Genomic DNA, 12,419 nt, shown 5'->3' on the forward strand with positions numbered 1-12,419 from the left:
ATGACCGAGCTCGTGCGCTTCATCATCGACCCCGCCGCGCAGGACCCGCACGCCGACAACGACCGGCTGCGCGCGGCCGGGCCGCTCGTGCCCGTGACCGCCGAGGGCGTGGACGCCTGGGCGGCGACCCGGTACGCGACCCTGATGACCGTCCTGACCCATCCCGACCTGACGAGGGAGATCCAGTACTGGGACCCTTTGGAGCGTTCCACGCTGCCGCCCGGCACCGCGATCGACCGCATCGTCACCGACATCTCCATGCTGAACGCCGACGGCGAGGACCACCGGCGGCTGCGCGCCCCGCTCGCCGCGGGCTTCACGCCGCGCCGGGTGCAGGGGCTGCGGCCGAAGATCGAGGCGCTGACCGCCACGCTCATCGACGAGCTGGCCGCGCTGCCGCCGGACGAGCCGGTGGACCTGCGGGCCTCCTTCGCCTACCCGCTGCCGCGCGACGTCATCTCCGAGATGATCGGCATCCCGGCGGCGCACCAGGACCGGCTGCACGAGCTGACCGACGCCGTCGCGCACGTCAGCCGCAGCCTGGAGGACACGCCGCGGGTGCGGGAGGAGCTGCACGCCCTGCTGCACGACATCATCGAGGAGCGGCGCCGCTCGCCCGGCGAGGACATCATCACCGACCTGATCACGCTGCGCGAGCAGGACGGCGGCAAGCTGTCGGAGGACGAGCTGTTCGCCACCATCGACCTGCTGTTCATCGCCGGGCACGTGACGACCGTCAACCTCATCACCAACGCCATCGGCGCCCTGCTGCACACGCCGGGCCAGCTCGGCCTGGTCAGCTCGGGGCGGTGCCCGTTCACGGCGGCGGTGGAGGAGACGCTGCGCTGGGACTCGCCGATCGCCTACTTCCCGTTCCGGTACGCCAAGCGGGACGTCGAGATCGACGGCGTGCACCTGCGGGCCGGGGAGGCCGTGCTGGCCTGCTTCGCCTCCTCCGGGCGCGACCCGGAGCAGTTCGGCGAGGACGCCGACCGCTTCGACGTCACCGACCCGCCGGCCTCGCACCTGGCCTTCGGGCACGGGCCGCACTTCTGCCTCGGCGCGCCGCTGGCCCGGCTGGAGGGCGAAATCGCGCTGCGGGCCCTGTTCACGGCGTTCCCGCGGATCAGGGCAGCGGCGCCGCGCGAGGAGCTGCGGCAGATCGACACGCTGCTCGGCAACAGCACCCGCACGATGCCGGCCGTCCTCGGGCCGCGCGCCCGATAGGCGGGCACGGGCGGGGGTCCGGCAGGGGGCCCGGCAGGCGGGCGCGAGCGGGCCGCCGGGGGCGGGCGCGGTAGCCTTTCCCCGTGCCTCAGCCCGATCTGCGTGCCCCGCTGCGCCTGGCGACCACCATCCGTCCCTACGACTGGGGCTCGGTGACCGCCCTGCCCGAACTGTTCGGCACCGAGCCCACCGGGCAGCCGCAGGCCGAGCTGTGGATGGGCGCCCACCCCGGCGCGCCCTCCACGGTCGGCGGGGTGCCGCTCGACGCCGTCATCGCCGCCGACCCGGCCGCCGCGCTCGGCCCCGCCACCGCGGGGCGCTTCGGCGGGCGGCTGCCGTACCTGCTCAAGGTGCTGGCCGTCGCGCGGCCGCTGTCGTTGCAGGTGCACCCGAGCGCGGAGCAGGCGCGGGCGGGGTTCGCGGCGGAGAACGCGCGCGGCGTCCCGCTCGACGCCCGCGAGCGCACGTACAAGGACGACTCGCACAAGCCCGAGATGGTGTGCGCGCTCACGCCGTTCCACGGGTTGTGCGGCTTCCGCTCCCCCGCCGCGACCGCGGCGCTGCTCGACCGGCTCGGCGTGCCCGGCCTGCGGCCCTGGATCGAGACGCTGCGGGGCGAGGAGCCCGGCGCGGCCCTGCGCGCGGTCTTCGCGCAGATGCTGGACGACGCCGCCGCGCCGCTCCGCGAGCAGGTCGAGCGGGCGCTGCTGGCCGCCGCCGCCGAGCCTGAGCTGGCGCCGTACGCGGAGGTCGCCCGCGCCTGCCCGGGTGACCGGGGGGTGACCGCCGCCCTGCTGCTGCACCACGTGGACCTCGCGCCCGGCGAGGCCCTCTACCTGGGGGCGGGCGTCCCGCACGCCTATCTCGGCGGCGTCGGCGTCGAGATCATGGCCAACTCCGACAACGTGCTGCGCTGCGGCCTGACCGGCAAGCACGTCGACGTGCCCGAGCTGATGCGGGTGGTCGCCTTCACACCGGGCGAGCCGCACCGGGTCCCGGCCGAGCCCGGCGGCCCCGGCGAGAGCCGCTACCTGCCGCCGGCGCCGGAGTTCGCCCTGGCCCGCCACGAGCTGGCCGGCGAGCGCGCGCACGAGCTGCCCGGCGGCGTGCCGCAGATCGTGGTGTGCGTCGAGGGCGAGGCCCGGCTGGGCGGGCTCACGCTGCGCCCGGGAGAGTCGGCTTTCCTGGCCGCGGAGGTTTCGAGTGCCCGTCTTGAGGGAAAGGGCACGGCTTACCGGGCGGCTCCGGGCGCTTGACAAACCAGACATCTTTACGATGTAGATCAGCTTGTGGCAAAAGTGCCACAAGTCCCGGTAAATCAAGCCCTTCGCCGCTACCCCCCGGCCCTGCCGCCCGGCGACCATCATGATGTCCCCGTTCGCGGAGGTGAACCGATCATGGTTGGCGGTCGCATGCTCATGGAGTCGCCGGCACTCGACGTCGAGCTGCTGGCGGTGAAGAAACGGCTCTCCGAGCTGGAGGAGCAGGTACGCACGCTGAACGCGGCGAACCTCGCCCTGGTACGCGCGATGGAAGGGCTCATGGAGGGGCGCCAGGAGCCGGAACGCCGGCCCGATCCGGCGGACGAGCAGCGGCTCGCCGCCACCGCCTGACGGGCGGCCGGGTCAGTGCCGGTCCCCGTCGGCCCGGCCCGGCCACGAGATGATCAGGTAGATCGGCACGACGAGCACGAAGTAGGCGGCGCCGGCCGCGAGCAGCGCCATCATCGGCCCGAGGAACGCCGTGCCGGACAACACGATCGCGGTGGCCACCAGCAGGGCCGCCCACACGGTGAGCGTCCCGATCAGGTACGCCCGCATCCCCTGGTGCCCCGGCAGGGCCAGGCCGACGAAGCTGCCCGCCGCCAGCAGGGGGATCATGCTCCCGAACTCGTCGCCGTGACCGCGCAGGATGAGCCCGGTCCCGGTCCACATGGCCACCCACACCAGGGCGGTGCCGATCTGATGCTTGCGCTCGGCCGACAGTGCCATCTCCCTCACCTCCGCGCACGGGACGGCGTACCTCAAGAGCAGCACCGGGCCGCCGTCCGGGACACGGGCGAAAGTCCCCGCTCCCGCGGCTGAAGGAGGCCGCCCCGCGGGACCTCCGGCCCTTCACACCAGCGATGAGGGGACTGTGATGGCAGGTATGAGAATCAGCGTTCTCGGCGCCGGATCCTGGGGCACCACGATGGCCGCGCTGCTGTCCAAGCGGCACGACACCCTCGTGTGGGCCCGCGAGCCCGGCCTGGCCGAGGAGATCAGCGACAAGCATCACAACGGCCTGTTCCTGCCGGGTCACACGCTGCCCGACACGCTGCGGGCCACCGGCGACCTGGTCGAGGCGACCGAGCGCGCGCAGGTCCTGGTGATCGGCATCCCGACGCACGCCTTCCGGGCGGTGCTGGACGGGATCCGCGACCACGTGCCGCCGTGGATCCCGGTCGTCAGCCTGGCCAAGGGCCTGGAGCAGGGCTCCCACCTGCGCATGACGCAGGTGGTCGAGCAGGTGCTGCCGGGCCACCCGCCGGCCGCGCTCACCGGCCCCAACCTGGCCAAGGAGATCCTGTCCGGCAAGGCCGCCGCCACCGTCATCGCCACCGAGAACGCCACCGTGGCCAAGACGCTGCAGGAGATCCTGCAACGCGGCCTGCTGCGCGTCTACACCAACGGCGACGTGGCCGGGTGCGAGCTGGGCGGCGCGCTGAAGAACGTCATCGCCATCGCGGCCGGCATGGCCGAGGGACTGGCCGTCGGCGACAACACCCGGGCCGCGGTCATCACCCGCGGCCTCGCCGAGCTCACCCAGCTCGGCGTGGCGATGGGCGGCCGGGCGGCCACGTTCGCCGGCCTGACCGGGCTCGGCGACCTGATGGCGACCTGCCTGAGCCAGCAGAGCCGCAACCGCCACGTCGGCGAGGAGCTGGGCAAGGGCCGGGCGCTGCCCGACATCCTGGACGAGATGGTCATGGTGGCCGAAGGGGTGCGCACCACCCAGGTCGCCGTGGAGCTCGGCGACCGGCTGGGGCTGGAGCTGCCCATCTGCCGGACCATCGGGCGGGTGCTGGACGGCGAGATGACCGCCAAGGAGGCCTACGCGGGCCTGCGCAACATCCCCGCCGGCGAGGAGGCCGGCCCCTGGTGACCTCCAGCGGCGCGCCCGAGGCGGCCGAGGAGTTCCTGACCCGGCCTGCGGCTGACGGCCGAGGCGGCGCCGGCGATGCTGGACGCGCACGCCGCGGTCCACCCGTGGCTGCGGGGCCTCCCGGCGCTCGGCGCGATCTACGCGCTGCAGTTCGGCGGCGCGTTTCGCCGAGGCCGAGGAGCAGGCGGCGGCCTGGCACGCGGCCATGCTGCCTGGCGCTGCTGAACTTCTCCCTCGACAGCGCGGCGGCGGCCGGGCACGACCTGGACGGGGCGCTGGACATCAGCGAGGCGGCGGCGCGACGGGCCAGGCTGATGGGCGCTGCCGCGGCTCACAGAGCGGGCCACAGAGCGGGCCGCCGCGCTCGACGGGCCGCTGCCGGGGCTGTGCCTGCGGCACGCCACCGCGCTGGCCGGCCGCGACGGCGCCGGCCTCGACGCCGTGGTGGCCGCGTTCGCCGGGCTCGGCGCCGTCCTGGCCGCGGCCGAGGCGGCCGCGCAGGCGGGCGCGGCGCACCGGGGCCGGCGCGACGGCGGCGCAGGCGCTGGCGGTCGGCCTGCACGCGGCGCGGTGGGCCGGGGCCTGCGAGGGGGCGCGCACGCCCGCCCTGGCCGCCGGTCCCGCCGGTCCCGCCGGGGTGCTGACCCCGCGCGAGCACCGGATCGCGCTGTGGGCGGCCGGCGGCGGGGCGGCTCAGCCGACCAGCACCTTCACCGCGGCGGTCAGCTCCGCCAGGGCCTTCTTGGCGTCGGCGAAGTACATGCCGGTCCTGGCGTCGGTGTACAGCTCGTTGTCGATGCCGGCGTAGCCGTGCCCCATGGAGCGCTTGATGACGATGACGCTGCGCGCCTTGTCGGCGTCGATGATCGGCATGCCGGACACGGCGGTGCCGGGACGGCGGGCGGCCGGGTTGACCACGTCGTTGGCGCCCACGACGAGCGCGACGTCGGTCTGCGGCATGGCGGCGTTGGCCTCGTCCATGTCGGCGAGCTGGTCGTACGGGACGCCCGCCTCGGCCAGCAGCACGTTCATGTGGCCCGGCATGCGCCCGGCCACCGGGTGCACGGCGTAGGACACCCGCACGCCGCGCTGCTCCAGCAGCTCGGCCAGCTCGCGGAGCTGGTGCTGCGCCTGCGCGGCGGCCAGGCCGTAGCCGGGCACGACCACGACGCGGGCGGCGTAGGCGAGCTGGATCGCGGCGTCGTCGGCCGACAGCGAACGGACCCGGCCGCCGCCGCCCGTCAGCGCCGGGGCGGAGTCGCCGGTGCCGAAGCCGCCCGCGACGATGTTGGCAATGGAGCGGTTCATCGCGTCGGCCATGAGCTTGGTGAGGATCGCGCCGGAGGCGCCGACGAGCGCGCCCGCCGTGATCAGCATGCCGTTGCCGAGCGCGAACCCGGCCATCGCCACGGCGGTGCCGGTGAAGGCGTTCAGCAGCGAGATCACCACCGGCATGTCCGCGCCGCCGATCGGCAGCACCATCGTCACGCCGAAGCCGAGCGCGCCGGCCGCGAGCGCCACCAGCGCCCAGCCCTCGGCGACCCCGGCCACCAGCAGCACCGACGCGGCCACCATGACCAGCGCGAGCACGGCGGTGAGCGGGCGCGCGCCGGGGAAGACCAGCGGCCGGCCCGGCACCACGCCGTGCAGCTTGCCGGAGGCGATCAGCGAGCCGGAGAACGTGACGCCGCCGATCAGCACGTCCAGCGCGATCGGCAGCGAGCCGCCGCGGCCGGTGAAGTCCTGCACGCCGATGAGCGCCGCCGCGCCGCCGCCGACCGCGTTGAACAGGCTGACCAGCTCGGGCATCGCGGTCATCGCGACCCGCCGGGCCATGAGCAGCCCGGCCCCGGCGCCGAGCGCCGCCCCGGCGGCCAGCGCGAGCCACGCCCACGGCCGGACGCTGCCGGCGTGCACGAGCACGACGAGCGTGGCCGCGACGGCCACCGTCATCGCGCCGGCGGACAGCAGGTTGCCGCGGCGGGCGGTGACCGGCGAGTTCATCAGGTGCAGGCCGATCACGAACGTGGCGGCCACGGCCAGGTACACCAGCCGGACCGTGGCGTCGAAGGCGGTCATGAGGCGTCCTTCCGCGGCCGGAACATCTCCAGCATCCGGTCGGTGACGACGTAGCCGCCCACGACGTTCGCGGCGGCGAAGGCGGCGGTGACGAACACCAGCGCGTACCCGAGGACGCCGTCCGCGGCCAGGGCGATGATCAGCGCGCCGGCCAGGACGATGCCGTGCACCGAGTTGGCCGCCGACATCAGCGGCGTGTGGAGCGTCGTCGGCACCTTGCCGATGACCTCGAAGCCGACCAGCAGGCTGAGCACGAACACGCTCAGGTCGGCGAGGAACTGCGTGCTCACGCCGCACCCCCGGGCAGTCCCGCGACGATCACGGCGCGCTGGATCTCGTCGGCGGGGTCGAGGGCGAGCTCGCCGTCGCGCAGCACGTGGCCGAGGAAGGCGCGCACGTTGTGGGCGTAGGCGGTGGAGGCGGCGGCCGGCATCGTGGCGGGCAGGTTGCCCGCGCCGATCACGGTGACGCCGTCGCCGGTGACGACGGTCTCGTCCGGCCTGGAGCCCTCGACGTTGCCGCCGAGCGGGCCGGCGGCCAGGTCGACGATCACCGAGCCGGGCCGCAGCTGCTTGACCGCGGCCTCGGTGACCAGCAGCGGCGGGCGGCGGCCGGGAACGCGGGCGGTGGTGATGACGACGTCCTGGCGGCCGATCTGCGCGGCCAGCTCGTCCTGCTCGGCCTGCTGCTGCTCGTCGGTCTGGGCCCTGGCGTAGCCGCCCTCGCCCTCGCCGCCCTCGCCGTGCAGGTCCAGGACGTTCGCGCCGAGGGAGGCGATCTCCTCGCGGGCCGCGGGCCGCACGTCGTAGCCGGTGACGACCGCGCCGAGGCGGCGGGCGGTGCCGATCGCGGCCAGCCCGGCCACGCCGGCGCCGAGCACCAGCACCTTGGCCGGCCGGGCGGTGCCGGCGGCGGTGACCAGCAGCGGGAAGAACCGCTCGTAGGCGTGCGCGGCCACGACGGCGGCGCGGTAGCCGGCCACGTTCTCCTGCGAGGTGACGGCGTCCATGGGCTGGGCGGCGCTGATCGTGCGCGGCACCCGGTCCAGGCTGGCGGCGGTCACGCCGCGGGCGGCCAGCTCCGCCAGGTACGCGGGGTCGGGACGCAGCAGGCCGACCACGAACGTGCCGGGACGCAGCCGCGCGGCCGGCGGGCGGTCCACGCAGGCGACGATGTCGGCCCGGGCGTACAGCTCGTCCGCGTCGACGATCTCGGCGCCCGCCTGCCCGTACATGCTGTCGGGGAAGAACGCGGCCTCCCCGGCGCGCGTCTCGACCAGCACCTCCAGCCCCGCGGCGCGCAGGTGCGCCACCGAGTCCGGGGTGATCGCGACGCGGCGCTCACCCGGGGCGCTCTCCTTGACGATCCCTATGCGGCGCATCTGCCACACACCTCGATTCCAGGTCCGCTCTCCCTCCGAGACTCCGCCACGCGCGCCGCGGCAGAGAGGGCCGAAGGTCCTCTCCGGCGGGACGTTCGGCCCTCCAGCGGGCGGCGGGACCGGACTACACCTGAGTCATGGTGTTCCAGACGCGTATTCACGGCCGGGGTGGCCAGGGCGTGGTGACGGCGGCCGAGATGTTGTCCGTCGCGGCCTTCCTCGAGGGCCGGCACGCCCAGGCGTTCCCGACGTTCGGCTCCGAGCGGACCGGCGCGCCCGTCGTGTCGTACTGCCGGATCTCCGACCAGGAGATCCGGGTCCGCGAGCCGATCGTCGAGCCGGACTGCGTCATCGTCCAGGACGTCACCCTGCTGCGGCAGATCGACGTGTTCGCCGGGCTGCGGCCCGGCGGCCACGTGCTGATCAACACCGCCAAGGGCCCGGAGGAGCTGGGGGTGCGCGGCGTCTGCGTGCCCGCCACGGAGATCGCGCTGCGCCACGTCGGCAAGCCGGTCCCCAACGCGGCGCTGCTCGGCGCGTTCTGCGCGCTCACCGGGGTGCTGTCGCTGGAGTCGGTGTGCGCGGCCGTCCGCGCCACCTTCCCGGGCCCGGTGGCCGAGGCGAACGTCGCCGCGGCCGGTGAGGCCCACGCCCACCTGAAGGCCCAGCTGGAGGAGGCCGCCCGTGCTTAGGCAGATCGAGGGGTCGCAGGCGGTGGCCGAGGCGGTCGCCGCGTGCCGGCCCGAGGTCGTGTGCGCGTACCCGATCTCGCCGCAGACGCACATCGTGGAGGCGCTCAGCCGGCTGGTGTCGGCGAAGAAGCTGACGCCGTGCGAGTACCTGAACGTGGAGTCGGAGTTCGCCGCCATGTCGGCGTGCATCGGCGCGTCGGCCGCCGGGGCGCGGGTCTACACCGCGACCGCCAGCCAGGGCCTGCTCTACATGACCGAGGCGCTGTTCAACGCCTCCGGGCTCGGGCTGCCGATCGTGATGACCGTCGCGAACCGGGCGATCGGCGCGCCCATCAACATCTGGAACGACCACAGCGACTCGATGTCGCAGCGCGACTCCGGCTGGATCCAGCTCTACGCCGAGACCAACCAGGAGGCCGCGGACCTGCACGTGCAGGCGTACGCGCTGGCCGAGGAGCTGTCGCTGCCGGTCATGGTGTGCATGGACGGCTTCGTGCTGACGCACGCCTTCGAGCGGGTGGACCTGCCCGCCCGCGAGCGGGTCGACGCGTTCCTGCCGCCGTACGAGCCGCGCCAGGTCCTCGACCCGGGCGACCCGGTCTCCATCGGCGCGATGGTCGGGCCGGAGGCGTTCACCGAGGTCCGCTACCTGCTGCACGCCCGCCACCTGCAGGCGCTCGACCGCATCCCGGCGATCGCCCGCTCCTTCGAGGACGCCTTCGGCCGCCGTTCGGGCGGACTGGTGCGCGGCTACCGGGTCCAGGACGCCGACACGGTGGTGCTGGCGCTCGGGTCGGTGCTCGGCACCGTCAAGGACGTCGTGGACGAGCTGCGCGGGCAGGGACGGCGGATCGGGGTGGCGGCGCTGACCACGTTCCGGCCCTTCCCGTTCGCCGCGGTGCGCGAGCTGCTCGGCCGGGCCCGCCGGATCGTGGTGCTGGAGCGGGCCTTCTCCGTCGGCGTCGGCGGGATCGTCTCGGCCGACGTGCGCACCGCGCTGCCGGAGGCCGCCATCGCCACCGTCGTGGCCGGGCTCGGCGGGCGGCCGGTCACCAAGGCCGCGCTGCACCGCGTGCTGGCCGCCGAGCCGGAGCCGCTGACGTTCCTCGACCTCGACCGCGAGCTGGTCGGCAGGGAGCTGGCTCGGTCGGCGGAGCGCCGCAGGTCGGGGCCCGCCGCCGAGAACATGCTGCGCGATCTGGCCGGAGGTAACTGACATGCCCGCGCAACGGACCAAGTTCTACCAGGTGGGCAGCTTCGCCGTGGGCAACCGGCTGCTGCCGATCGAGCAGCGGGCCGTGCAGGCCGGCATGGAGCGGCGCAACTCGCTGACCTCCGGCCACCGGGCCTGCCGCGGCTGCGGGGAGGCGCTGGGCGCGCGGTACGCCATCGACGCCGCGATCAGCGCCTCCGGCGGCCGGCTGGTGGCCGTCAACGCGACCGGGTGCCTGGAGGTGTTCTCCACGCCGTACCCGGAGACGTCCTGGCAGGTGCCGTGGATCCACTCGTTGTTCGGCAACGCGCCCGCGGTCGCCTCCGGCGTCGCCGCCGCGCTCAGGGCCAAGGGGATCACCGACGTGCGGGTGGTCGGGCAGGGCGGCGACGGCGGCACGGTGGACATCGGCTTCGCGTGCCTGTCGGGCATGTTCGAGCGCGACGACGACGTGCTCTACATCTGCTACGACAACCAGGCGTACATGAACACCGGGGTGCAGCGCTCGGGCGCCACTCCCCCGGCCGCCCGCACCAGCACGACGCCGGTGCCGGGCAACGCGTTCGGGCAGGGCAAGAACGTGCCGATGATCGCGATGGCGCACGAGATCCCGTACGTGGCCACCGCGACCGTCGCCGACCTGCGCGACCTGGAGTACAAGGTGCGGCGGGCGATGGAGCTGCGCGGCGCCCGCTACCTGCACATCCTCGTGCCCTGCCCGCTGGGCTGGGTGACCGAGGCGTGCGACACGATCCGGGTGGCGAGGCTCGCCACCGAGTCCGGCCTGTTCCCCGTCTTCGAGGCCGAGCGCGGCGAGGTGACGGACGTGACCAAGATCCGGCGAAGGGTGCCGGTCGACGACTACCTGAGGCTGCAGGGCCGCTACCGGCACCTGTTCGGCGACCCGCCGCAGACCGAGGTGATCGCGCGCATCCAGGCGTCGGCGGACCGCAACATCCGCCGCTTCGGCCTGGTCGACTGACAGGTGGGCTGACATGGACGACAAACCGTTCGCGATCACACTGGGCGTCGGGTCGAGCCTGGCGAACAAGACCGGGGCCTGGCGCACCGAGCGGCCCGTGTACCTGGACCGGCTGCCGCCGTGCAACAACGCCTGCCCCGCCGGGGAGAACATCCAGCAGTGGCTGTCGCTGGCCGAGGAGCCGTCGTACGAGGCGGCCTGGCGGCAGGTCATGCGTGACAACCCGTTCCCCGCGATCATGGGCCGGGTCTGCTACCGCCCGTGCGAGACCGCCTGCAACCGCGGCAAGCTGGACGAGGCCGTCGGCGTCAACTCGGTGGAGCGTTTCCTCGGCGACGAGGCGATCAGGAACGGCTGGACGATGCCGGTCGAGGCCCCGCCGTCCGGCAAGCGGGTGCTCGTGGTCGGCGCCGGGCCCGCCGGGCTGTCGGCCGCCTACCACCTGACGCTGCTCGGCCACCGGGTGACGGTCGCCGACTCCGGGTCGGCGGCCGGCGGCATGATGCGTTTCGGCATCCCCCGCTACCGGCTGCCCCGCGAGATCCTGGACGCCGAGATCGGCCGCATCACCGCCATGGGCGTCACGCTGGAGCTGAACCGCACGATCACCGACCTGCCGGCCGCGATGCGCGGCTACGACGCCGCCTTCCTCGCGGTCGGCGCGCACATCGGCAAGCGCGCCTACATCCCGGCCGGCGACTCGGCCCGCATCCTCGACGCGGTGTCGGTGCTGCGCGGCATGGAGGGCGACGCCGGCGCGCCGCTGCTGGGCCGCCGGGTCGTCGTGTACGGCGGCGGCAACACCGCCATGGACGCCGCCCGCACCGCCAAGCGCCTCGGCGCCGCCGACGCGGTCGTCGTCTACCGGCGCACCCGCGACCGCATGCCGGCCCACGACGTGGAGGTGACGGAGGCCGCCGAGGAGGGCGTGCGGATGAAGTGGCTGTCCACGATCGCGCACGCCGACGGCGGCCGCATCACGATCGAGAAGATGCGGCTGGACGAGACCGGCTTCCCGCAGCCGACCGGCGAGTACGAGGAGCTGGCCGCCGACTCGGTGGTGCTGGCCCTCGGCCAGGAGGCGGACCTCACGCTGCTGTCGGGGCTGCCCGGCATCGAGGTCGCGGACGGGGTGGTCAAGGTCGGCCCGAACATGATGACCGGCTGCCCGGGCGTCTTCGCCGGCGGCGACATGGTGCCCGCCGAGCGCACGGTCACGGTGGCGGTCGGACACGGCAAGAAGGCCGCCCGGCACATCGACGCCTGGCTGCGCGGCGGCGCGTACGAGCCGCCGCCCAGGCACGGGCTCGCCGACTTCGACCTGCTCAACACCTGGTACTACAGCGACGCGCCGGCCACGGTGCGGCCCAAGCTGGACGTGGCACGCAGGATCAGCACCTTCGACGAGGTCGAGGGCGGCCTGGAGGAGTCGACGGCGCTGTTCGAGGCGCGCCGCTGCCTGTCGTGCGGCAACTGCTTCGAGTGCGACAACTGCTACGGCGTCTGCCCGGACAACGCGATCGTCAAGCTCGGCCCGGGGCTGCGCTTCGCCGTCGACCTCGACTTCTGCAAGGGCTGCGGGCTGTGCGTGGCGGAGTGCCCGGCGGGCGCGATCGAGATGGTGCCCGAGGTCACCTGAGGAGCCGCGCGGACCGCCCCCGGGGAGTCGTCCCCGGGGGCGGTCGCCACGTCAGCGGGGTC

General features: G+C 74.3%; 13 protein-coding genes. 8 read left to right on the forward strand and 5 right to left on the reverse strand.

Features of this window, described 5'->3' with window-relative positions; genetic code table 11:
* The 3 genes from MF672_RS19060 to MF672_RS19070 all read left to right on the forward strand — a co-directional run bounded on the left by MF672_RS19060 (window position 1) and on the right by MF672_RS19070 (window position 2,840).
* The gene (locus tag MF672_RS19060) at window positions 1-1,227 is read left to right on the forward strand and encodes a cytochrome P450 family protein (protein ID WP_242381579.1); all 1,227 of its coding nucleotides are present in this window, start codon (window positions 1-3) and stop codon (window positions 1,225-1,227) included.
* 83 nt (window positions 1,228-1,310) lie between these two features.
* Complete coding sequence (gene manA / locus MF672_RS19065; RefSeq protein WP_242381578.1) at window positions 1,311-2,483, forward strand: mannose-6-phosphate isomerase, class I; 1,173 nt, start codon at window positions 1,311-1,313, stop codon at window positions 2,481-2,483.
* Window positions 2,484-2,624: 141 nt separating this feature from the next.
* Window positions 2,625-2,840: a hypothetical protein gene (locus MF672_RS19070; RefSeq protein WP_242381577.1), complete on the forward strand. Its 216-nt coding sequence runs from the start codon at window positions 2,625-2,627 to the stop codon at window positions 2,838-2,840.
* Between the two features lie 12 nt (window positions 2,841-2,852).
* Here the strand turns inward: MF672_RS19070 and MF672_RS19075 are convergent, their stop codons facing one another.
* The gene (locus MF672_RS19075) at window positions 2,853-3,218 is read right to left on the reverse strand and encodes a hypothetical protein (protein WP_242381576.1); all 366 of its coding nucleotides are present in this window, start codon (window positions 3,216-3,218) and stop codon (window positions 2,853-2,855) included.
* A gap of 157 nt (window positions 3,219-3,375) precedes the next feature.
* On the opposite strand from MF672_RS19075, the gene MF672_RS19080 reads away from it, so the two are divergent.
* The gene (locus MF672_RS19080) at window positions 3,376-4,371 is read left to right on the forward strand and encodes an NAD(P)H-dependent glycerol-3-phosphate dehydrogenase (protein WP_242381575.1); all 996 of its coding nucleotides are present in this window, start codon (window positions 3,376-3,378) and stop codon (window positions 4,369-4,371) included.
* Between the two features lie 282 nt (window positions 4,372-4,653).
* Here the strand turns inward: MF672_RS19080 and MF672_RS19085 are convergent, their stop codons facing one another.
* The 4 genes from MF672_RS19085 to MF672_RS19100 form a co-directional block, all read right to left on the reverse strand.
* Complete coding sequence (locus MF672_RS19085) at window positions 4,654-4,971, reverse strand: hypothetical protein (protein WP_247815314.1); 318 nt, start codon at window positions 4,969-4,971, stop codon at window positions 4,654-4,656.
* A gap of 93 nt (window positions 4,972-5,064) precedes the next feature.
* Window positions 5,065-6,450, reverse strand: coding sequence for an NAD(P)(+) transhydrogenase (Re/Si-specific) subunit beta (locus tag MF672_RS19090; RefSeq protein ID WP_242382318.1), 1,386 nt, complete (start codon window positions 6,448-6,450; stop codon window positions 5,065-5,067).
* On the reverse strand, window positions 6,447-6,740 hold the full coding sequence (locus MF672_RS19095; protein WP_242382317.1) for a proton-translocating transhydrogenase family protein: 294 nt from the start codon (window positions 6,738-6,740) through the stop codon (window positions 6,447-6,449). The genes MF672_RS19090 and MF672_RS19095 overlap by 4 nt, the downstream gene beginning before the upstream one ends.
* Complete coding sequence (locus tag MF672_RS19100; RefSeq protein ID WP_242382316.1) at window positions 6,737-7,831, reverse strand: NAD(P) transhydrogenase subunit alpha; 1,095 nt, start codon at window positions 7,829-7,831, stop codon at window positions 6,737-6,739. The genes MF672_RS19095 and MF672_RS19100 overlap by 4 nt, the downstream gene beginning before the upstream one ends.
* A gap of 137 nt (window positions 7,832-7,968) precedes the next feature.
* Here MF672_RS19100 and MF672_RS19105 point away from each other — a divergent pair, with 137 nt between their 5' ends.
* The 4 genes from MF672_RS19105 to MF672_RS19120 are packed head-to-tail and all read left to right on the forward strand — an operon-like array spanning window position 7,969 to window position 12,357.
* Complete coding sequence (locus MF672_RS19105) at window positions 7,969-8,523, forward strand: 2-oxoacid:acceptor oxidoreductase family protein (protein ID WP_242382315.1); 555 nt, start codon at window positions 7,969-7,971, stop codon at window positions 8,521-8,523.
* Window positions 8,516-9,739: a transketolase C-terminal domain-containing protein gene (locus MF672_RS19110; RefSeq protein ID WP_242382314.1), complete on the forward strand. Its 1,224-nt coding sequence runs from the start codon at window positions 8,516-8,518 to the stop codon at window positions 9,737-9,739. Before MF672_RS19105 ends, MF672_RS19110 begins: the two co-directional genes overlap by 8 nt.
* 1 nt (window position 9,740) lies before the next feature.
* On the forward strand, window positions 9,741-10,718 hold the full coding sequence (locus tag MF672_RS19115) for a thiamine pyrophosphate-dependent enzyme (protein ID WP_242382313.1): 978 nt from the start codon (window positions 9,741-9,743) through the stop codon (window positions 10,716-10,718).
* Window positions 10,719-10,731: 13 nt separating this feature from the next.
* Complete coding sequence (locus MF672_RS19120; RefSeq protein WP_242382312.1) at window positions 10,732-12,357, forward strand: NAD(P)-binding protein; 1,626 nt, start codon at window positions 10,732-10,734, stop codon at window positions 12,355-12,357.
* Window positions 12,358-12,419: the final 62 nt, after the last annotated feature.

This window comes from Actinomadura luzonensis (genome assembly GCF_022664455.2).
GTDB classification, from domain to species: Bacteria; Actinomycetota; Actinomycetes; order Streptosporangiales; family Streptosporangiaceae; genus Nonomuraea; species Nonomuraea luzonensis.

Excerpts from the sequence above, each read along its gene's own strand:
- MF672_RS19070 (WP_242381577.1), top strand. The coding sequence starts at position 2,625 with ATGGTTGGCGGTCGCATGCTCATGGAGTCGCCGGCACTCGACGTCGAG.
- MF672_RS19120 (WP_242382312.1), top strand. The coding sequence starts at position 10,732 with ATGGACGACAAACCGTTCGCGATCACACTGGGCGTCGGGTCGAGCCTG.
- MF672_RS19090 (WP_242382318.1), bottom strand. The coding sequence starts at position 6,450 with ATGACCGCCTTCGACGCCACGGTCCGGCTGGTGTACCTGGCCGTGGCC.
- MF672_RS19100 (WP_242382316.1), bottom strand. The coding sequence starts at position 7,831 with ATGCGCCGCATAGGGATCGTCAAGGAGAGCGCCCCGGGTGAGCGCCGC.
- MF672_RS19105 (WP_242382315.1), top strand. The coding sequence starts at position 7,969 with ATGGTGTTCCAGACGCGTATTCACGGCCGGGGTGGCCAGGGCGTGGTG.
- MF672_RS19115 (WP_242382313.1), top strand. The coding sequence starts at position 9,741 with ATGCCCGCGCAACGGACCAAGTTCTACCAGGTGGGCAGCTTCGCCGTG.
- MF672_RS19075 (WP_242381576.1), bottom strand. The coding sequence starts at position 3,218 with ATGGCACTGTCGGCCGAGCGCAAGCATCAGATCGGCACCGCCCTGGTG.
- MF672_RS19060 (WP_242381579.1), top strand. The coding sequence starts at position 1 with ATGACCGAGCTCGTGCGCTTCATCATCGACCCCGCCGCGCAGGACCCG.
- MF672_RS19080 (WP_242381575.1), top strand. The coding sequence starts at position 3,376 with ATGAGAATCAGCGTTCTCGGCGCCGGATCCTGGGGCACCACGATGGCC.